Origin of the sequence: Comamonas sp. Y33R10-2, assembly GCF_019355935.1 — a bacterium.
Taxonomy (GTDB): domain Bacteria; phylum Pseudomonadota; class Gammaproteobacteria; order Burkholderiales; family Burkholderiaceae_C; genus Comamonas.
The window spans coordinates 1,911,637-1,930,853 of the sequence record NZ_CP079925.1 but is presented as its reverse complement, the minus strand read 5'-3'; the positions used below and the strand labels follow the sequence as shown (position 1 = coordinate 1,930,853).

Below are 19,217 nucleotides of genomic sequence, written 5' to 3'. Positions count from 1 at the left end.
TTGTACAGCGAGCTGTTGCTTGAAACTGCGTCCAGTCAGCAATGAGCCGACTCGCGTACATGGTTAACAGAACGAAAATGGTAGAGGCAACACGATGAATAACGAAGTGCTGATTCAGCAATTGGCAGCCAGCTTGCGCGAAGCAGAGCGCTCAGGTTCCCCAGTCCAACCATTGCGTGAGCAAATTCAGCATGATCCGGAGCGTTTGGCGTACGCCATTCAACAAGCCAATGTGGATTACGCCGTATCTCAAGGGCGCCGAATTGTGGGTCGCAAAATTGGCTTGACCTCACTTGCAGTGCAAAAGCAGCTGGGCGTTGATCAGCCTGATTTTGGCGTTCTTTTTGCAGACATGCTTTACGGCGATGACGAACCTGTGCCGGTTGCGCGCACGCTGCAGCCTAAGGTGGAGGCGGAGGTCGCGCTTGTGTTGGGGCAGGACTTGCCACGTACTGATACGACTTTGGTAGAGCTGTTAAATGCGACAGCCTATGCGTTACCTGCCATTGAAATTGTGGGCAGCCGCATCGCTAATTGGAATATTCGGTTCGCAGATACGGTGGCTGACAACGCTTCTAGTGGATTGGTTGTGCTTGGCGGAGTCAAGGTGCCTTTGAATAACCTCGATTTGAAACTCTGCGAGATGCAGATGACGCGCAATGGCGAGGTCGCATCCACTGGCAATGGTGCAGCCTGTCTGGGGCATCCACTCAATGCAGCACTATGGCTGGCACGCAAACTTGCATCATTAGGCAACCCCTTGAAAGCAGGAGACCTTGTGCTGACAGGCGCATTGGGGCCAATGGTGCCTGTAAATCCGGGTGATGTTTTTGAAGCCAGTATCAGCGGCTTAGGCTGCGTCCGTGCTCGCTTCGACGTAGCGCATTAGCCGATGAGTTTTCTTTTTCGGGTAACTGCATCGATCTGCATTTGCCTGCTCTGCCTAGATGGCACCTTTGATATTTGTGAAAGAAGCGCTATGACGCATAAGCTGAAAGCTGCCATCATCGGCAGCGGCAACATTGGCACAGATCTGATGATCAAGATTCTGCGCCACGGCCAGAACATCGAAATGGGTGCCATGGTTGGCATCGACCCCAATTCCGACGGTCTGGCCCGCGCCGCCCGCATGGGCGTTGCCATCACCCACGAAGGTGTGGAAGGCCTTACCCGCATGCCTGAGTTTGCGGACATCGATTTTGTCTTTGATGCCACCAGCGCAGGCGCTCATGTCAAAAACGATGCCTTCTTGCGCAGCCTCAAGCCCGGCATCCGCATGATCGATTTGACACCTGCGGCAATCGGCCCGTATTGCATTCCCGTGGTCAACGGCCAAGCGCATCTGGATGCGCTGAACGTGAACATGGTCACCTGCGGTGGTCAGGCCACTATTCCTATGGTCGCTGCCGTCTCGCGCGTGGCCAAGGTGCATTACGGCGAAATCGTGGCCTCGATTGCCAGCAAGAGCGCCGGCCCCGGCACCCGCGCCAATATTGATGAGTTCACCGAAACCACCTCCAAAGCCATTGAAGTGGTGGGCGGTGCGACCAAGGGCAAGGCCATCATCATCATGAATCCGGCCGAGCCACCGCTGATCATGCGCGACACGGTCTACACCTTGAGCGACTTTGCCGACCAAGATGCCATCGCTGAATCGGTAGAGCGCATGGCCGCCGATGTGCAGTCCTATGTGCCCGGCTACCGCTTGAAGCAAAAAGTGCAGTTCGACCGCATCGACACACCCATCCGCATCCCTGGCGTGGGCAATGCCCTGACGGGTCTGAAGACCTCGGTGTTCTTGGAAGTCGAGGGTGCAGCCCACTACCTGCCCGCTTACGCCGGCAATCTGGACATCATGACCAGCGCAGGTCTGCGCACCGCTGAACACATGGCCGCCCGCATGCTGGCTGCCAAACTGGCTACTGCTTAAGGAAAAGCGTCATGAACGTGAACAAAAAAATCTACATCTCCGACGTGACCCTGCGTGATGGCAGCCATGCCATTCGCCACCAGTACAGTGTTGAGCAAGTCAAGCAAATCGCCAAGGCCTTGGACGATGCCAAGGTGGACTCCATTGAAGTGGCCCACGGCGACGGCCTGCAAGGCTCCAGCTTTAACTACGGCTTTGGGGCCCACACTGATCTGGAATGGATTGAAGCCGTGGCCAGCGTCGTCAAGCACGCCAAGATCACCACCTTGCTGCTGCCCGGCATCGGTACCGTCCATGACCTGAAAGCCGCCTACGACGCCGGCGTGCGCGTAGTTCGCGTTGCGACCCACTGCACCGAAGCCGACGTTTCGCGTCAACACATCGAATACGCCCGTCACTTGGGTATGGAAGCCGTGGGCTTTTTGATGATGAGCCATATGCAGACCCCTCAAGGTTTGGCCCAGCAAGCGAAGCTGATGGAAAGCTACGGCGCCACCGTCTGCTACGTGGTGGATTCGGGCGGCGCTTTGGGCATGCAAGATGTGCGTGACCGTTTCCGCGCCTTCAAGGATGTGCTGAAGCCCGAAACCCAAACCGGCATGCATGCCCACCACAACCTGAGCTTGGGCGTGGCCAACTCCATCGTCGCCGTCGAAGAAGGCTGCGACCGTGTGGATGCCAGCCTGGCCGGCATGGGCGCGGGTGCGGGCAATGCACCTCTGGAAGTCTTCATTGCCGCTGCTGAGCGCCTGGGCTGGAACCACGGCACCGACCTGTACAAGCTCATGGATGCGGCTGACGACATCGTGCGCCCCCTGCAAGACCGCCCCGTGCGCGTGGACCGCGAAACACTGGCTCTGGGCTATGCAGGTGTGTACAGCTCGTTCCTGCGCCATGCGGAGGTCGCTGCTGCCAAGTACAACCTGAAGGCTGTGGACATTCTGGTGGAGCTGGGCAAGCGCCGCATGGTGGGTGGCCAGGAAGACATGATTGTGGACGTCGCCCTTGATTTGCTGCGCCAGCGCACAGCTGCCTGAACTTAATTCAGGGCGATTGTAGAAATCATCGCTTAGAGCCGCTAACACCACCCTTGATACGTCGTTGCTTTGCCTTGTTGTACGCATGTACTACCTGCGGCTTAGCGCCTCGTCTCAAACGCAAGCCTTCGTTTGCTCTGTGGTGTTAGCGGCTTTTGCACAGGGTGAGCTTGAGTGCCGAGTTGGTTTTTACATGTGAGATTTTTGTAGTGCTAACAATTGGTACCGTTTATTTGGCTACTAAAGCCCGAGCCTCCAAAGGATGTGTGCTCCTTTGTGTGCCGCCTAGCTCATGCAACCTAGGCGGTGGGGCGTATTCCACGCTTTCCTGCATACAAATGTGTCAATGTAGTGCTAGGTGCTTTCCCTAGATTTATTCATGCTCAGTTCCTTTTGCCGTTTGCACAAAAGCAGGGGAAGTAACTCCAAATCATTGTGTTAGCAGGGAGGCTTTTCAAAACAGGTCGAGATGTCAGTCTTTCCTTCGATCTTTGAATAGCAGAGTTGGTGTTTCTCCGTGTTGATTTAGTTCAATTCTAGTTTCAGAATTCTAGAAAAATATTCCAGAACAAAAGTACTGGATTGATAAATACACGGAGACAAATCGATGAACAGAGCACTTTTGAAAAGTGCCGAAACACGATTGAGAGATGCTGCATTGCATCTGCTTGATCGCTGTCGGCATAGCTTTCGAGCAAGGCGGTTGACAGGCCGCTACTTGTTGGTGGCGCTAGTTCCTTTTCATGTGGCGGGAGTTGCTCAGGCACAGAGCACTTCTCAGCTGCGTGTGGCAGATTACCGAGCCTATTTACCTGAGACGCATTCTGTTCGTCAGGCCTTGAACAGCTTGTCCATGCTGGTTAATGAGCGCAGTAGTACTGCGTTGCAGGTGAAAGTTCTTTCAGGCACTGTGCCTGGTAATCCCTCGCAACAGATCAATGCTTTGCAAGCAGGCGAGGCACAAACACCAGAAATCATGCTGGTCGCCGCGACAGGGTTGGCTGAGCTCGATGACAGCTTTTCTTTGTTCGACCTGCCTTACGCGCTCAGAAATAGCGCTGAGGTTGATGCTCTGATAGATGGGAGCAAAGGTGAGGCTTTGTTCAAGCGCTTGGAGGCTCACGGTTTAGTGGGACTTGCGTGGATGGAAAACGGCTTTCGCGTGCTCACCACCTCTGATCAAGATCTGGTTTCACTGCAGGATTTTCATGGGCTGAAACTGCGCTCATTGCCGGTCGCTACCTCTGTAGAAACTTTTAAAGCTTGGGGCGCTATGCCTGTTGCAATTCCTGTGAGTCAAGTGCGCGAAGCACTGCTGTCTAAAAAGATTGTTGCGCAGGAAAGCTTCATCACTTCAGTGCAGCAAAACAAGCTGTATGAAGTCCAGAACAAGCTCTGGCTGACTAATCACTCTTACGGAGCACAGGTTTTGGTAATCAATGCCAAGGCTTGGAGTGCTCTGAGCACATTGCAACAAGACGTCTTGAATAAGGCTGCGCAGCAAGTGGCTTCGCAGCAGCGTATTGCTGCGCGCAAGGAAGATGCCCAAGTCTTGGAAACCCTGAAGTCGCAGGGAATGCAGATTCACATGGTGTCCCATGAACTGGTGCAAAAGCTGAGCGACGCCACAAAAAATATGCGTGAAAACGCATTGACCGACACGGGCTTAAAACCCCGTGCTACTGGTTGCCTCAAAGGCGGCCTATGCAGTAGTGCCTTGCCAATACTTGCTTTGACGACTGTTAGCTATTCGCTTCAGTGATGGACTTTTGAGCCAGTAGAAGCTTTTCCTTTGCTTAAACAACGAGACCGTAGATTTTTATGACCGAGACCACTGAAGCGCAAAAGCAAAAGCGACGAGCAATGATCGCCAGTTACTTGGGAACAACGCTCGAGTATTACGATTTTCTGTTGTACGGCGTTGCTGCTGCACTGATCTTTCCAAAGATCTTCTTTGTTGCGATGGATCCGTTTACGGCCACGCTGTCTTCCTTCGCTACATTCGCGGTGGGCTACTTTGCTCGCCCATTAGGGGCGGTCGTGTTTGGTCATTACGGTGACAAACTAGGGCGCAAAAATGTGCTCGTGGTGACGTTGGTGATGATGGGCTTGGCCAGCACCTTGATTGGTGCGCTGCCTACGTACGCTCAGGCCGGTGTGATTGCTCCAATCCTGTTGGTGGTTCTGCGCTTGGTGCAGGGCGTGGCCATGGGTGGCGAGTGGGGGGGCGCAACCCTAATGTCGATGGAGCATGCCAAGCCTAAAGGGCGCGGCTTTGCCGTCAGTCTGGTGAGTGCTGGTGGTCCTACAGGTGCTGTGCTGGGGACATTGGTCATGACACCGTTCTCATTGCTGCCTAGTGAAGACTTTTTGAGCTGGGGCTGGAGAGTGCCATTCTTGCTGAGCGCACTGCTGATGGTTGTGGGCTTGTTGATCCGCGTGAAAGTGACGGAAACTCCAGAGTACGAAGCCGCTCGCAAGGCTCAGGCTGCCAAGAAGGGACCTAAGTCGATCCCCATCGTGACGGTTCTCAAATACAACAAGCGCCAGATTGTGTCTGGTGTTCTGGGTGGTTTGGCACCTCTGTCGTTCTCGACATTTGCTGCAGCTTTCCTGTTGAACTATGCGGTGCAGATGGGACACAGCCGTACGGACGCACTGATTGCGATGACGATCGCTAATTTCTTCAACATCTTCACGCTGCCATTCTTTGGTGCACTGTCTGACAAAGTGGGTCGCCGACCTTTGATGCTGACAGGTGCTACTGCTGGTGTGGTGCTGATCTGGCCCATCTTCTTGTTGGTGCAACAGGTGAGCTTTGGTTTGCTGCTGCTTGCAATGGTGTTGGCAATGCCCGTGATTCAGGCATTGATGGGCGGAGTGTTCAACACCTGGATCAGCGAGAAGTTTGCTGCTGATGTGCGCTACAGCGGCATTGCTTTGACTTTCCAAATTGCTTCAACATTGGGCGCAGGCTTGTCACCGCTCATCGCTGCGACTTTGCTGGCCGCTTCTGGCGGTAAAAATCCTGAATGGGTTGCCATGTATTTTGGTGCGATTTGCGTCATCAGCGGTATTACCTACTGGATCGGTAGTGAGAAGTTTGACCAAGAACTAGATACCTTTACGGTTGCTAATGAAGAAGAGGTCGAGCCAAAGCGAGATATGGCTTTCCAAAAGTAATCTGCTTGATATTGGAGAGATTTTGATTTGAATAAAGATGTTGATTGAAGTTGCAAGATTTCAATCAACTCTTTTTTCGGGTTGAAAAGACATGGGGATTTAATAAAATTTCTATGATCGTTTGTCGGTAAATTTAATTAAATAAAATCGGAGACATAATGAAACAAATCCTGCTGGGGGTTGGTTCAGTGCTGGCCATTTCTATGGTGCAAGCACAAAATAATAATAATCAAGAAAAAAATTCTACTAGCTTTGTTCGCCTCTACGGTGCAGCGGATATTGGAGTTGCTCATTACCGTACATCTGGCCAATCCAAAACAGCCATGCATGCCGCAAGCGCGGGCTCACGTCTGGGTTTTCTAAGCAGTGAAGATCTCGGTCAAGGCCTTAAGGTTGGTGCACGCTTAGAAGCCGGTATTAATCTGGATTCTGGTACATCAAGCTCAACCAGCGGTAATCCGGGCCGTTTCTGGAGTCGTCAGGCCTATGTGGAGTTGGCAAGCCAGTCCCTAGGTGCTGTTCGCGCCGGTCGTCTGGAAGGTCCGATCTACGACTTTTTCCCAAAATTTGATCCCATGCTGCTGCCTGCTATGGATGCATGGGGTGTGCTGACTACGCTGGGCTCTCCAATGCCCGGCTATGTTTCTGCGTCTAAACGGGGTGGGTCTACGGGATTTTTGATTAATCCGACCATGCGTACGGAAAACTCACTGGCCTATATTTCTCCTCGCCTAGGTGGTGTGCAGGCAAAGGTGTCGTATTCATTCAATGAGCGTTCGCAGACCATGCCTAAAATGTTGGAGGCAATGGTCGATTATGAAAATGGGCCACTGACCTTAGGTGCTTTGCTCGTAAAAACGTCCAAAGTAGAAGGTGCTGGCGCAACGCCAGCAGCGAAGGGCGTAACCGAGTACGCGCTGGGTGCCAGCTACAAAAAAGGCCCTGTCCAGCCTTACGTTTCTTATATTCACCGCGATGTGACTGACCCAGCGTTAAATGCGTCGGGTCAAGCGGTTAACGGTAATTCAGAGTCGGTCATTTTGTTGGGTGGTGTCGTTCCAGTGACTGATAACAGTCAATTGCGCTTTACCTTGGGTCATTACTCTAGCGGCGCAGATAACAGCGATGCCCGCAGCTATGGCGTGGCTTATACCTATCAGTTGAGCCGCTCCACGATGTTGTTGGCGGCTGTCACACGACTGACGCAAGACAGTAAATCTCGCTGGCCTGTTTTCCAAAGCACGATTCCCAATGCGGGAGCCAGTGTTAACGGTGTGATTTTGGGTATGTCCCACAGGTTCTAAGAGCCACTGATTTTTAAAACTGTAAAGGAAATAAAATGGCTTCTAAGTCTCCCTGGTATTACATTGTTCATTGGATTCGTCTGTACTTCGGCGCCCATTTGCTGTTCTCTGGTTTGCGCTATGCATTTACAGGGTATGTGCCTAATATTCCTGGAGTAGGTGGTGAATGGGTCAATGCGAATGCTGAAATTTACCTCTATCAGATAATTAAGTACCTGGAAATCGTGACTGGTGCCATGATTTTCTTTAACCGCATGCCGCTGTTGGGTCTGATTCTTGAAATGCCTGCCTCTGTCAATATTTTCTGGTTGAACACGATCATCGTGGCTTCACCTGAAATGCCTCGTCAGTATTTCACCGGGCCTCAAGAACTTTTCCTGAACGGAGTTTTATTGCTGGCTTATAGCGGCTGGATGGCTGCGGCGCTCAAGCCTAAGCTTGAACCGCTTTGGCTGTGGAATGGGGATAAAGCATACAAGCCAGATGTTGGTCGACGAATTGTTGATTAATACTTTCATTTGTTAAAAATAAAAAACGGAGAAATAATGGATAAAAATAAATGGATTGCTGTGTTTGTCTGTGTTTTCCTGACAGCTGCAGCATTTATTGGGTCGACTGGTCTTTTTTACACGACATATCGTCCAATTCGCAACTATGACATCGTTGCATTTGTAGCATCTTGGGCTGGATTGATTTTTTATCTTATCCGTGACAAGAAAAAAGATTAATTAATAAAAAGGTCGCAATGTTTTTAAATTCATTGCGGCCTTTTTTATTTAAAATAAAGGAGACAATAATGAGCGCTGAAAAAGGGCCTTGGAAATATATCGTATTGTGGCTTAGGTTTTACTACGCCATTCATTTTTTAAAGTCTGGGATTAATTACGCGGTATTTGGGGTGATTCCTGATTTCAGCAAGGCGGGGCTGGTTGGCCCTTATATGCATGAAATGAATGAAATCGGTTTCTATCCTTTGGTGAAATATCTAGAGATAGTGTTGGGCTCGATGCTGCTGTTCAATGTTTTTGTACCAGTCGCTCTGTCGGTCATGGCAGGGATTTCATTTCAGATTATTTATCTGAATTTATTTATTTCACCGCATCCACGTCAGCTGTTTACGGGGACTCAAGAGTTGCTTTTGTGCGGCCTTTTGTTGCTTGGCTACGGAAAAATATTTGCAAGCCTGTTTCAGTTTCGCGCACAGCCTGGTTTCCCGTGGGATAGGGGGCCGAATCTTGTGCAAGCCTCAGGTGAAAACTCCAGTGTGTTGCCTCCAGTGGCAAAGGATTTCATCATCGTTGCCATTCTTGCTGGAGTCTGGACATTGGTTGTCATGGCCTTCTCGACCACGATGGGAACCCGACCTTTGCGAATTTATGACTGGGGTCCACCAGTTGGCGCATTGATTTTGACGACTGTCGCCATGATGGTTGCGCAAAAAAAGCGTTGAAGATTTGAGTCGTGAATATAGGCATCAGTGCCTATCGATAAATCTGATGCCTAAACGCGGGCTGACCTGATTTAGGTGTTTGCCGGTTTCAAGTAAGGAAGCATTTCAAAATGAAGCTCAATCGTAGAAATTTTGCACAACTGTCTGCTTTGTTTGCAGCAAGTGGCTCCGTCGGCTCTATTTGGGCACAGGCGGCGAAAGATGGCGTGGCTGCGGCAAGAGCACCGGATGCCATTTATGCGCTAGTGGACTATTGCTTGAACACGCAATATGAAGCGCTTCCTGCAGCGGTAGTGGAAGCGACCAAGGTGCAGATTTTGGACACGGTTGCCGTGACGCTGCCTGCGCTCAATGCGGATGGCATTCGGCAGTTGTTCAGCTGGGCTCAAGATACCGGCGGCAAGGCTGAAAGCCTGGTGCTGGGCACCAAAGTGCGCCTGCCTGCTGAAGTAGCATTGCGTCTGAATGCATCGATGGCTGCAACTCTTGAGTTTGACGATACTTATGAGCCTTCGCTCATGCACGCATCTTGCGTAACCGTCCCCACAGCTCTGGCGACTGCAGATTTGGTCAAAGGAGTGTCCGGCAAAGAGTTGATTACAGCTGTGGCCTTGGGAACAGATATTGCCTGCCGCCTGTCGCGAGCAGGATCGCCGGGCTTATCTCCTTTCATCGTGGGCTGGGACCCGACCCCTATGTATGGCATCTTGGCTGCAGCCATGGTCGCTGGCAGATTGTTGGGACTGACGCAAAAACAGATGGTTGCAGCCGTGGGCTTGGCTTACCACCAGATGTCTGGCAATGCTCAAGCGAGTGTGGACGGAACGCTGGCCAAGCGCTTGGGTGGTGGCTTTGCAAGTTATGACGGCTTGATGTCTGCACGCTTGGCAAAGCACGGTGTTTTTGGTTCTGACAATGTGCTTGAAGGCTTCAAAGGCTTGTTCAAGCAGTATCACGGCGGCAAATTCTCTAAAGAGTCATTGCTTGGGGGCCTTGGGACTCAGTTCGCAGGCCTTGACATTGCACCTAAGCCCTATCCATCTTGCCGTGGCGGTCACGTGGCCATTGATGGAACGTTAGAGCTGGTTAAGACCCACAACATCCTGCCCGAACAGGTGGAGAAGGTTACTATTTACAGCCCGCCCGGTGAGATGATGCTGCTGGGCGCGCCCATTGATAAAAAGCGCAACCCCAAGACGATTGTGGAGGCGCAATTTAGCAACCCGTGGATGGTGGCTGTCGCGATTCAGGATCGCGAAGTATCTTTGCGTCACTTCACTGACCAAGCGCTGCAGCGTGCGGATCTGAAGGCACTGACGCAGCGCATGTTCACGGTTGAAGATAAAGGCTTGGTGCGTCCAGATGGTGGTCCTGGCTTTGCGCGAGTCGAGATTCAAACCCGTGACGGCAAGACCTACTTGAAGGAAGTGAACTATGCCAAGGGTGACCCGAAAAATCCCATGTCGCCAGCTGAGTACGAGAAGAAATTCTACGAGTGCACGGACGCGGCCAAGATGAAGCGTGTGCAGGCGCAGCAGTTGCTCAAGCGTTTGCAAAAACTGGAAGCGGAGAAAAATGTCTCTGCTTTGCAGGAATCGATGGCGATTTAAAAGCGTGTTTACGAGCTAAGGTAACTAACGCGCGATAGATATGATGGCCTCACCTGTTTTTGGGTGAGGCCATGATTTTTGGAATGGTGAGTAGCTGGTCACGAGCAGATTGAGTCTGGCTTGAACTTGAATGGAGTAGCACCCTTGATACAAAGAAAGCACCCTTATGGTCACGAGTGAAAAAAGCCGACCGCGTAAACATGGCGAGCACAAATCCAGTGCTGCTGTGCGACTGCGTATTCTGGACACGTCGTTTGATGTGATCTCCAAATATGGTTACAGCGGCATGACGATGGCCAAGGTTGCAAGCATGTCTGGTTTGCCCGTTGGTAGTGTTTACTGGCATTTTGAGAGCAAGGATTTACTCCTAAATGCCATGATTGAAGAGAGCTTTGAGCGCTGGCATCAGGTTAACGAAGAGGTTAACAAGCCTCGTCCTGATGAGAGTTTTGAAGAGCATGTGGAGCGTATCTTTAGCAGAGCGACGGCGCCCAAGTTTGTGGCTGCAGACTTCTGGCGTCTGGGCGTGATTCTTAGCGTGGAAAAATCGGTTCCAGAGCAGACGGCTCGTGCTCAGTTTCTGCGAATACGTGAGCTGCAAAAGCAGGAGCTGGTTGGGTGGTGGCGGAGCATCTTGCCAACGGACTTGTTGAAATTCCAACCGAAGCTGCCGCAAAAGCTGGGTGACTTTACGCTTGCGATGCAAGATGGAAATGCGATTGCAGGTGCTTCTGGTCAGGCGCTGGAGGATTTTCAGCTCACGCTCAAAACTTGCCTGTTGCATCTGGTGGCGCATGCGCGTATGCAGCTAGCGCAGGGTGATGCTAGCGTGAATAAGCGCGTGGCAAAGGTGGCGACTAAAACAGCGGCCAAGACTGCGGCGAAGCCAGCGACTAAAGCCGCGCCCAAGACTGCTAGCAAGACCGCTAGCAAGGCACCGAAATTGGCTTGAAGAAGCGCAGCCGTCTCAGTATTAATGCTTCAAAACGATAGCGTTATCTGCCGTGTAGTGGTTGGTTTGAGCTTGATTTCATATTGAGCTCAAGCATTGACAGCCACTACTTGCTATCAAAGTCTATAAAAAAGCCGACGTAAAAGCCGGCTTTTTTGTTGGGGGAGCTTCAGAGATCAAGCACGAGTCGAGAGCTCTTGGCGCCCGAGCAGCAAACCATCATGGTTTTGTTGGCGGCCTTTTCTGAGTCGGTCAAGATAGCGTCGCGGTGGTCAACTTCGCCGTCTAGCACCACGACTTCGCAGCAGCCGCAGATACCTTCTTGGCAGGATGAGTCCACGTTAATGCCATTTTCCAGCAGCACTTTCAGAACGCTGGCGCCTTGGGGCACAGTGAGTTCTTTGCCGGAGCGCGCCAGCGAGATGACAAAGCCGCCATCAACTGCCGCCACTTGCTTGCTTGCAAAGCGTTCTAGGTGCACTTGCTCGGCAGGCACGCGGGCCGATGCTGCGGCTTCGTAGGCATCAAGCATGGGCGCGGGGCCGCAGCAGTAAAAGTGCGCGTTGGCAGGTGCGGCTGCAGCAATAGCGGGCAGGTTCATGGGGCTGCCTGCTTCATCATCAAAGTGCAGGTGAACGCGGTCACCGAGAGCCTGCAGTTGAGGGATGAAAGCCATGTCGGCGCGAGAGCGAACGCTGTACCAAATCTCCCAAGAGGCACCGATGGCCTGCAGGCGCTGGGCCATGCACCAGATGGGGGTGATGCCAATGCCGCCGGCAATCAACACCGAGTGGGGCGCATCTTCGACGAGAGGAAAGTGGTTGCGTGGCTGAGAGACAGGCAAGACCGAGCCGACACGCAGTTGCTCGTGTACATAACGTGAACCACCGCGGCTTTTTGCATCCAGCTTGACGCCCACGACATAAGACTCGGGGTTGTCGCCGGACTGCACCAGCGAGTAAGAGCGCGTGATGCCGTTGGGCAGGTGCAGATCAATGTGAGAGCCCGGCGTGACCGAGGGCAATGTCTGCCCTTGAGGCTGCGTGAGCTCGACGAGGTAAGTGTCCTTGGCCGCATAGCGAATGGACTGAACCCGCAGTTGGAGATGTTCTTTGTGAGTGCTGGACATGCTCAGCCTTTCGAGCCGGTTACCTTGACGTGCATTTCGCCAATGGACTCAATAGATGCGTGCATGGTGTCGCCGGCAACAACGGGGCCAACGCCTTCGCAGGTGCCGGTCATGATGACGTCACCGGGGTACAGGGTGTAGAAGGTGGACGCCCATTCGATCTGTTCTGCAATGAACATGATCATTTGCGACGAGTTGGTGATTTGGCGAGTTTCGCCATTAACGCGCAGGTGCAGGTTCAGGTTCTGTGGGTCTGCAATCTCGTCTGCCGTCACAAGCCAGGGGCCGAGCACGGAGTAGGTGTCTAGCGACTTGCGCAGCGAGCGGTCTTCAGGGCCGCGTACGGTCATGTCTAGGGCGATGGAGTAGCCTGCAATGCACGACAAAGCTTCAGCCTGCGTGACGTTGGAGACTTTTTTGCCGATGATGGCCGCCAGTTCAATCTCGTGGTGCGTCAGGCGCTCGGGCATCGTGATGTTGACGGCATCACTTGCGCCGATCAGTGAGCTGTTGGCCTTCAGGAACAAGCCTTGCTCCTTGACACCGCCGGTGTAGCGGTTGGTGAAAATGGCCACATCGCGTTGGGCTTCTTCCACGTGAGCTTGGTAGTTCACTGGAACGCCAATGATTTTGCCGGGCTGTGCCACAGGGCTGAGCAGGCGCACATCTGCAACAGCTTCAGAAGAGGCCGTGGGCAGCAGGCGTTCGATCTCGGCGCGCAGCGCGGGAAGGTTGGCTACAACCAAGTCACCGGTAAATTCGGGGTAGCTGGGGGCGGGCAGAGCTTTGAGGGCGGCAGTGACGTCGTACACGCGATCATTGACGACGACACCCAATTGATTGTTGTTAAACCAGCAAATCTTCATTGTTCTTCCTTGTTTATTATTGATGTGGCAGCTGTGCCCAGCTCTTCGCTCAGTAGATTAAGGCGGCGCATGGCATCGGCATCAGAGACGACAAACAGTCGTGCATCTGCACCTGCTGCTTTGTGCGAGACCCAATTGTTTTGCGGCACCGTAAACACATCACGCGCAGACCATTGAATGCGCTTGTCGCCAATCACGCTTTCACCCGAACCTTCGACGACCGAGACCACTAAATTGGCATTGCTGCGTGTGGGCAGTGACTGGGTGTTGGCATCGATTTGCATCATGCTCGCTTCCAGCAAGGCCATAGCGCCTTGGCCGTTGAGCGGGTTGACATAGCGTACGCGGCGAATGCCGTCTGGGCTGGCAGGTGCATGTTTGAGGGCGCTCACCACATCGGCATAGGGGTAACGGAACACGGGCGAGTGGTCCGTGCGGCCAAGCGTGACGAAAGGCGCCACATTGGCGTGGGCGAACGCCGCATCCGGCATGGTTACAGGCGGCTCGGTAATAGGGCCGGGCTGGAACACGACTGAGCCCATGTACATGTGCAAGGGCACATCCAGCACGTCCAGCCACACAACGGGCTCGCTGCCATCATGGCGGTGCTCGTGCCAAGTCATGCCGGGTGTCAAAACCAGGTCACCTGGCTCCATGGGGCATTCCTTGCCGTCTACCAGCGTCACAGCTCCCTTGCCTTCCAGCATGAAGCGCAGTGCGTTCATGGTGTGGCGGTGAGGGCGTGCCGTTTCGCCAGGCAGCAAACACTGGTAAGCAGCCAGAACATTGCCGCAGGTGTGCTCGTCAGCCAAAGACTTGGCTACCGGGCTCAGCATTTGCAGCACACGTCGCTGCACGGCGGCAGGCGAGGTTTCCTGAAACGCCAGCTCGATCAGTGGGCGCATTTCCTGCCAGCGCCACAGATGGGCTGCAGTGGGGGCAGGAGGCGGCTTGTGTGCGTTAGGGCTGTTCCACAAGGGCGCCAAGCCTGCGCCATGCCACTGTTGCAAAATCTCTTCGCTGCTCAATGACATGGTGATCCTTACAGGCTGTAGCTCTCGAAGGTACCGGGGTGGAACAGGTCTTCCGGTGTGACCAAACGTGGCGACAGGCCTTGCGCGTGGTGGTGATGGAAGAAGTTCTCCAGCACGTGGCGGTTGGCCTTGATGCCGTAGGACCAGTGATCCTGACCCATCAAATCACGGGCTTCTTTGAGGCGCTCTTCCACAAAGGGCAGCGTGATCTTGGTGGCCGAGGTTTCAGACAGATGCTCAAGCGCCTTGACCTTGGACTCTTCGAACGCCTTGTAGATGGCGCCGGGCAGCCATGGGTGGCGCTCAGCGAGCTCACGGCGCACACCCAGAATGTGCATGATGGGGAAGATGTTGGTGCGGCGATAGTAGTCTTTGGCGGCCTCAACTGGGTCGCGGAACAACCAGCCGATATTAGGAGTGCCTGCAGGAACGTCGGGAGCGCGAGGCGCGACATAGCCATCAATTTCACCCTTGGCCAGCAGGCTGGAGATGGTTTCGCCTTCAGGCGCATCTTCAACGCGCACGTTGTCGGGCAGCTTGATTTTGAGCTTTTCAGGACGGCCGGCGTGCGAGATACCGCCGCGCACCCAGGTAACGTCGGAAGGTGCAATACCGTAGTCCTCTTGCAAAATCGCGCGCACCCAGACGTTGGCGGTCAGTTGGTACTCGGGCAGACCAATTTTGCGACCACGCAGGTCTTCAGGCTTTTGAATGCGGTCCGTGCGGCAGTAAATTGCAGTGTGGCGGAAGGCGCGTGACAAGAAGATGGGAATGCCTACATAGGGGAAGGTGCCCTGAGCGGCCTGCAGTGTTGAGCTGGACAGCGAGAGTTCGCAAATGTCGAACTCTTGACCACGGAATGCGCGAAAGAAGATCTCTTCGGGCGACAAAGTCATGATGACCGGGTTCACGCCGTCGATTTGCACAGCGCCGTCAATGAGGGGGCGGCAGCGGTCGTAATTACCAATGGCGAGAGACAGTTCGAGCTTTGACATATTGATAGCCTGCTAATTCAAAAATAGGGGGAGAGAGCGTGTGAGGCAAGCCGCTTTAGGACAGCGCGAATTCTTGGCGAATGGCTGCGGAGTGCTCGCCAAGAACGGGAGCTGCAAGCTCTGATGGGCCGCGCTGGCCGCCGATTTTTACGGGGCGGTGAATTGCAGTTAGCTCGCCGTGCTCTGGGTGTTGAATGGTGTAGAAGGGCTGCAGTTGCTGCACTTGTGGGTCTTGCATGACTTCAGGCACGCTCTTGACCGGTGCAAAGGGCACGTCTGCTTGCGTCAGGCGTTTTTCCCACTCTGCATAGGGGTGCTGGGCAAAGATCTGGCTCACTAATTCGGAGATTAATGCGTAGTGCTGGGTACGCAGAGCCGGGGTTTTGAAGCGTTCGTCTTCCAGTAGTTCTGGGTGAGCCAAGGCGTTGACAAAGGCAAGCCAGAACTTTTCCACCGATGACAGGTGAATTGCCAGCAAGCGGTCATCAGCGCAGCGGAATGCATAAGACTGAGAAATGGCCACGCGTGACATGGGGGTGGGGGTGACGCCCAGACGTGTGAATTGCGAAAAGCCTTCGGGCGAGAATGCGATGGAGGCTTCCAACATGTTGACTTCAACGCGTGCGCCTTCGCCAGTGCGCTCACGCCCATGCAGAGCACCCAGAATGCCGTAGGCGGCGTACATGCCGGTGATGTTGTCAGAAAGTGAGGGGCCGTTGAGGACGGGGTTCTCAGGGTCCAGTTTCTGACTGGCCAGACCGCTAATGGCCAGCGCTACAGCGTCATAGCAGGGGCGATCTTTGTAGGGGCCTTCTGCACCGAAGCCGGTGATGGAGCAGTGAACCAAACGGGGGTTGAGCTTTTTCAATACTTCATCGCTAAAGCCGAGGCGAGGGAGTACGCCTGCGCGGAAGTTGTCTAGCAGGACATCGGCACGTTGAATCAGCTTGGTCAGATCGGCCTTGCCGGATTCAGACTGCAAATCCAGCTGAATACTTTCTTTGTTGCGGTTGTAGGCCGCAAAGTGGGGGCTGTAGAGCTTGCCTGCATGGCGGCGAAAGGGATCGCCTCCTTCAGGGTGCTCCACTTTGATAACTCGAGCGCCCAGGTCGGCGAGCATCATGCCGGCAAGTGGCGCTGTCAGCACGGTGCCCAGTTCAATGACCAAAATACCTTGCAATGCGTCTTTCATGGGGTCTTCTCTCAGGCAAAGTTTTTCAGGATTTGACGGGCCAGCGTGGTGCGCAGCACTTCGGTGGGGCCTTCTGTGATGCGGTAGCTGCGCAGATCACGCCAGAAGCGCTCGATAGGTGTGTCTTGCGTCAAGCCCATGCCGCCGTGCAGCTGCATGCAGGTGTCGATCACGCGAAAGCCCACTTCGACGCCGTAAGTCTTGATCATGAAAGTTTCAAGCTTGGCGTCGATGCCCGCTTCCACCTTGCGCGCTGCGTCATAGACCATCAGGCGCGTTGCATAAACTTCGGTGAAGCCGTCAGCAAGCATCCACTGAACGCCTTGGCGCTCAGACAGGGGCTCGCCAAAGGTCTTGCGCTGGCAGGCGTAGCTGGCGGTCATGCCCAAGCAGCGCTCGGCAGCGCCCAAGGTATGGGCGCCTTGGCGGATGCGGCCGTGGTTGATGTAGCCTTGCGCCAGAGCAAAACCCTTGCCTTCGACACCCACCAGGTTTTCAAACGGGATGTCCACATCGACCAGCGCGATCTCGCACGGAGAGTCGCCCATCATTGTTTTTTCTGAGCTGGCCAGCGTGACGCCGGGTGCCTTCATGTCAACGATGAAGCATGAGATGCCTCCGCGTGCGCCTTTTTCAGGGTCGGTCACGGCCATGATGAGGGCAAAGTCTGCTTTAGCAGCACGCGTGATGTAGCGCTTGACACCGTTGAGGCGATAGCCTGTTTCTGTCTTGATCGCTCGTGTGCGCATGGCACCTGGGTCGGAGCCAGCATCGGGCTCTGTCTGTGCGAAACAAAAGCGCTTGCGGCCTTCTACAACGGGGTAGAGATACTCTTGGCGTTGAGCCTCATTGAGACCTAGCAAGATGGGGCCGACCATGGGGCCAAACAGACCATGATCACGAACCCATGAGGCTACGGTGCTGCGGCCGACTTCTTCCCAAAAAACGGTCAGAGGCAACATGGATAGGCCTAGGCCGCCAATTTCTTCGGGTACATCCAGCAGCCAAAGTCCGGCGGCTTTGGCGCGTTCGCGAACTTGTTGCGCGGTGGCATCATCCAGTAAGCCTGCCGAGTCAAGCTTGTGTTCGAGGGGGAACAGCTCTTTTTCGACAAACTTGCGAACAGAGTCGCGGAACATGATTAGCTCTTCGGGGAGTACTTCGTGGGGGGTCAGCTCAAACATCGACATACCAGACTTTAGAAACAGGGGGCAAAGTACAAACGTGCAAACCCCGGCGTGATGGGCCGGGGTTTGAGGTGCTAACAAGCGTTAGGCATTAGCCAGTGCAGGGGCCTTTTCGCTTTCATCACCTGGCTGGTGTGGCAGCTCCATTGGCACGTCCAGAGCCTTCCAGTCCTTGATGGGCTGGCCGCTGTTGACGAGATCGAGCTCGCGCCAGAACAGCTTGCGCAGCGTGACGATGCCCAGGTCCGAGCGACCCAGAATTTCGTCTTCTCGCTTGGTCACGCGTTCTTGACCGCGGATGGACAGGTAATCCTGCGCCGCAGTCAGGCCCACGAAGGTGTCATCCGGGTTCTTCCAAACGCGGGAGCTGAACAGCTCGTCATGATGGTCAGCCGGGTCGTACTTGCCGTACTTGGCAAAGTAAGCTTTGAAGCGCATGCGCGAGGCTTCGTTGGCTTCGGGAGGCAGGCTGTAGATCATGAAGCGGGTGGTGTTCAGATCGTCGTTAGGAGTCATCCACACAAACACATCCAGCCATGGATCTTCTGGCTGAAGGCCTGGCACGGTGATGTGGTTGTTGTTGGGGAATGTCCAGTCGCTTTGACGCACGTTGTTATTGGTGCGACGTGCGGTTTGTCGAATGCCCGAAGGAGTTTCTTCGTAGCTCAGCTCTGGAATGCCAGAGGTCACGGCCTTGCCGAATGCGCCCACGGTCAAAGCCATGTGCACAAAGCTGACGTGCACGGCATCCATGGAGTTTTCCACTTGCTGGAACCAGTTGTTGTCCCAGCGCTCCATACCGTTAGCAACCGTTGCGCCTTCGCGCTCGGTCAAAAGCTTGCGTGGCAAATCAAAGGTAGGGGCTTCACCTTCGCCCAAGTAAGCAAAGACAAGACCTTGGTACTCGGTCACGGGGTAGCCTGCAATCTTGGTGCGGGGCATGCCGGTATCTGCTTCTGCGGGGCGGTTAACGCATGCGCCAGTGCTGTCAAATTGCCAGCCGTGATAGATGCAGCGAATTTGCTCGCCATCGACCCAGCCTGTATGCAGCAGGGTGCGGCGGTGCGCGCAGCGGCCACCGACCAGATGCAGTTTGCCGCTGGCGCCGCGATACAGCGTCAGCTCTTCGTGCAAGATTTTCAGTGGAATGGCTGCGCCAACTTCCACGCTCTCGCTCAGTGCGACGGGCTGCCAGAACTTGCGCAGCAAGCGCCCCATGTCTTTATCGGGACCCACTTCGGTGAGTCGGTTGAATTGTGCTGCGCGCGCCAGGCGGCGTTCATCGAGTTGGCTCATTTTTTTGTCTCCTACGTGGGGTAGCAATATCAGACGGGTTCGCCCATCAAGT

The 19,217-nt window shown here is 54.2% G+C and carries 18 protein-coding genes; 11 read left to right on the top strand and 7 right to left on the bottom strand.

The genetic code is table 11. The annotated features are described in order from the left end of the window. Positions 1-94: 94 nt before the first annotated feature. The 11 genes from mhpD to KUF54_RS08605 all read left to right on the top strand — a co-directional run bounded on the left by mhpD (position 95) and on the right by KUF54_RS08605 (position 11,466). Positions 95-889 carry a 2-keto-4-pentenoate hydratase gene (gene mhpD / locus KUF54_RS08655; RefSeq protein WP_219342385.1) on the top strand — a complete coding sequence of 265 codons (795 nt, stop codon included), beginning with the start codon at positions 95-97 and terminating at the stop codon, positions 887-889. A gap of 90 nt (positions 890-979) precedes the next feature. Continuing rightward, positions 980-1,930 (top strand): acetaldehyde dehydrogenase (acetylating), encoded by a 951-nt coding sequence (locus KUF54_RS08650; protein WP_219342384.1) that lies wholly within the window; start codon positions 980-982, stop codon positions 1,928-1,930. Between the two features lie 11 nt (positions 1,931-1,941). Then, positions 1,942-2,967 (top strand): 4-hydroxy-2-oxovalerate aldolase, encoded by a 1,026-nt coding sequence (dmpG, locus tag KUF54_RS08645; protein ID WP_219342383.1) that lies wholly within the window; start codon positions 1,942-1,944, stop codon positions 2,965-2,967. A gap of 607 nt (positions 2,968-3,574) precedes the next feature. Beyond that, on the top strand, positions 3,575-4,729 hold the full coding sequence (locus tag KUF54_RS08640) for a DctP family TRAP transporter solute-binding subunit (RefSeq protein WP_219342382.1): 1,155 nt from the start codon (positions 3,575-3,577) through the stop codon (positions 4,727-4,729). Positions 4,730-4,788: 59 nt separating this feature from the next. Next, on the top strand, positions 4,789-6,150 hold the full coding sequence (locus KUF54_RS08635) for an MFS transporter (RefSeq protein WP_219342381.1): 1,362 nt from the start codon (positions 4,789-4,791) through the stop codon (positions 6,148-6,150). A gap of 158 nt (positions 6,151-6,308) precedes the next feature. Further along, the gene (locus tag KUF54_RS08630) at positions 6,309-7,454 is read left to right on the top strand and encodes a porin (RefSeq protein ID WP_219342380.1); all 1,146 of its coding nucleotides are present in this window, start codon (positions 6,309-6,311) and stop codon (positions 7,452-7,454) included. A gap of 35 nt (positions 7,455-7,489) precedes the next feature. After that, positions 7,490-7,963, top strand: coding sequence for a hypothetical protein (locus tag KUF54_RS08625; RefSeq protein WP_219342379.1), 474 nt, complete (start codon positions 7,490-7,492; stop codon positions 7,961-7,963). 36 nt (positions 7,964-7,999) lie between these two features. Beyond that, positions 8,000-8,182 (top strand): hypothetical protein, encoded by a 183-nt coding sequence (locus KUF54_RS08620; RefSeq protein ID WP_219342378.1) that lies wholly within the window; start codon positions 8,000-8,002, stop codon positions 8,180-8,182. A gap of 68 nt (positions 8,183-8,250) precedes the next feature. After that, positions 8,251-8,904: a hypothetical protein gene (locus tag KUF54_RS08615; protein WP_370627499.1), complete on the top strand. Its 654-nt coding sequence runs from the start codon at positions 8,251-8,253 to the stop codon at positions 8,902-8,904. 110 nt (positions 8,905-9,014) lie between these two features. Continuing rightward, the gene (locus KUF54_RS08610; RefSeq protein WP_219342377.1) at positions 9,015-10,514 is read left to right on the top strand and encodes an MmgE/PrpD family protein; all 1,500 of its coding nucleotides are present in this window, start codon (positions 9,015-9,017) and stop codon (positions 10,512-10,514) included. A 166-nt stretch (positions 10,515-10,680) separates the two neighbouring features. Further along, positions 10,681-11,466 carry a TetR/AcrR family transcriptional regulator gene (locus KUF54_RS08605; protein ID WP_219346201.1) on the top strand — a complete coding sequence of 262 codons (786 nt, stop codon included), beginning with the start codon at positions 10,681-10,683 and terminating at the stop codon, positions 11,464-11,466. Between the two features lie 169 nt (positions 11,467-11,635). Here the strand turns inward: KUF54_RS08605 and KUF54_RS08600 are convergent, their stop codons facing one another. The 7 genes from KUF54_RS08600 to KUF54_RS08570 all read right to left on the bottom strand — a co-directional run bounded on the left by KUF54_RS08600 (position 11,636) and on the right by KUF54_RS08570 (position 19,165). Continuing rightward, complete coding sequence (locus tag KUF54_RS08600; RefSeq protein WP_219346200.1) at positions 11,636-12,595, bottom strand: PDR/VanB family oxidoreductase; 960 nt, start codon at positions 12,593-12,595, stop codon at positions 11,636-11,638. A gap of 2 nt (positions 12,596-12,597) precedes the next feature. Continuing rightward, the gene (locus tag KUF54_RS08595; protein WP_219346199.1) at positions 12,598-13,461 is read right to left on the bottom strand and encodes a fumarylacetoacetate hydrolase family protein; all 864 of its coding nucleotides are present in this window, start codon (positions 13,459-13,461) and stop codon (positions 12,598-12,600) included. Next, positions 13,458-14,495, bottom strand: coding sequence for a cupin domain-containing protein (locus KUF54_RS08590; protein WP_219346198.1), 1,038 nt, complete (start codon positions 14,493-14,495; stop codon positions 13,458-13,460). The genes KUF54_RS08595 and KUF54_RS08590 overlap by 4 nt, the downstream gene beginning before the upstream one ends. 8 nt (positions 14,496-14,503) lie before the next feature. Beyond that, positions 14,504-15,490 (bottom strand): ABC transporter substrate-binding protein, encoded by a 987-nt coding sequence (locus KUF54_RS08585; RefSeq protein WP_219346197.1) that lies wholly within the window; start codon positions 15,488-15,490, stop codon positions 14,504-14,506. Positions 15,491-15,545: 55 nt separating this feature from the next. After that, positions 15,546-16,682, bottom strand: coding sequence for a CaiB/BaiF CoA-transferase family protein (locus KUF54_RS08580; RefSeq protein WP_219346196.1), 1,137 nt, complete (start codon positions 16,680-16,682; stop codon positions 15,546-15,548). A gap of 11 nt (positions 16,683-16,693) precedes the next feature. Then, on the bottom strand, positions 16,694-17,872 hold the full coding sequence (locus tag KUF54_RS08575; protein ID WP_255576402.1) for an acyl-CoA dehydrogenase family protein: 1,179 nt from the start codon (positions 17,870-17,872) through the stop codon (positions 16,694-16,696). An 81-nt stretch (positions 17,873-17,953) separates the two neighbouring features. Next, entirely contained in the window at positions 17,954-19,165 is a 1,212-nt protein-coding gene (locus tag KUF54_RS08570; protein WP_219346195.1) for a Rieske 2Fe-2S domain-containing protein, read from the bottom strand. Between the last annotated feature and the right edge of the window lie 52 nt (positions 19,166-19,217).

Excerpts from the sequence above, each read along its gene's own strand:
- mhpD (WP_219342385.1), top strand. The coding sequence starts at position 95 with ATGAATAACGAAGTGCTGATTCAGCAATTGGCAGCCAGCTTGCGCGAA.
- KUF54_RS08650 (WP_219342384.1), top strand. The coding sequence starts at position 980 with ATGACGCATAAGCTGAAAGCTGCCATCATCGGCAGCGGCAACATTGGC.
- dmpG (WP_219342383.1), top strand. The coding sequence starts at position 1,942 with ATGAACGTGAACAAAAAAATCTACATCTCCGACGTGACCCTGCGTGAT.
- KUF54_RS08640 (WP_219342382.1), top strand. The coding sequence starts at position 3,575 with ATGAACAGAGCACTTTTGAAAAGTGCCGAAACACGATTGAGAGATGCT.
- KUF54_RS08635 (WP_219342381.1), top strand. The coding sequence starts at position 4,789 with ATGACCGAGACCACTGAAGCGCAAAAGCAAAAGCGACGAGCAATGATC.
- KUF54_RS08630 (WP_219342380.1), top strand. The coding sequence starts at position 6,309 with ATGAAACAAATCCTGCTGGGGGTTGGTTCAGTGCTGGCCATTTCTATG.
- KUF54_RS08625 (WP_219342379.1), top strand. The coding sequence starts at position 7,490 with ATGGCTTCTAAGTCTCCCTGGTATTACATTGTTCATTGGATTCGTCTG.
- KUF54_RS08620 (WP_219342378.1), top strand. The coding sequence starts at position 8,000 with ATGGATAAAAATAAATGGATTGCTGTGTTTGTCTGTGTTTTCCTGACA.
- KUF54_RS08615 (WP_370627499.1), top strand. The coding sequence starts at position 8,251 with ATGAGCGCTGAAAAAGGGCCTTGGAAATATATCGTATTGTGGCTTAGG.
- KUF54_RS08610 (WP_219342377.1), top strand. The coding sequence starts at position 9,015 with ATGAAGCTCAATCGTAGAAATTTTGCACAACTGTCTGCTTTGTTTGCA.
- KUF54_RS08605 (WP_219346201.1), top strand. The coding sequence starts at position 10,681 with ATGGTCACGAGTGAAAAAAGCCGACCGCGTAAACATGGCGAGCACAAA.
- KUF54_RS08600 (WP_219346200.1), bottom strand. The coding sequence starts at position 12,595 with ATGTCCAGCACTCACAAAGAACATCTCCAACTGCGGGTTCAGTCCATT.
- KUF54_RS08595 (WP_219346199.1), bottom strand. The coding sequence starts at position 13,461 with ATGAAGATTTGCTGGTTTAACAACAATCAATTGGGTGTCGTCGTCAAT.
- KUF54_RS08590 (WP_219346198.1), bottom strand. The coding sequence starts at position 14,495 with ATGTCATTGAGCAGCGAAGAGATTTTGCAACAGTGGCATGGCGCAGGC.
- KUF54_RS08585 (WP_219346197.1), bottom strand. The coding sequence starts at position 15,490 with ATGTCAAAGCTCGAACTGTCTCTCGCCATTGGTAATTACGACCGCTGC.
- KUF54_RS08580 (WP_219346196.1), bottom strand. The coding sequence starts at position 16,682 with ATGAAAGACGCATTGCAAGGTATTTTGGTCATTGAACTGGGCACCGTG.
- KUF54_RS08575 (WP_255576402.1), bottom strand. The coding sequence starts at position 17,872 with ATGTCGATGTTTGAGCTGACCCCCCACGAAGTACTCCCCGAAGAGCTA.
- KUF54_RS08570 (WP_219346195.1), bottom strand. The coding sequence starts at position 19,165 with ATGAGCCAACTCGATGAACGCCGCCTGGCGCGCGCAGCACAATTCAAC.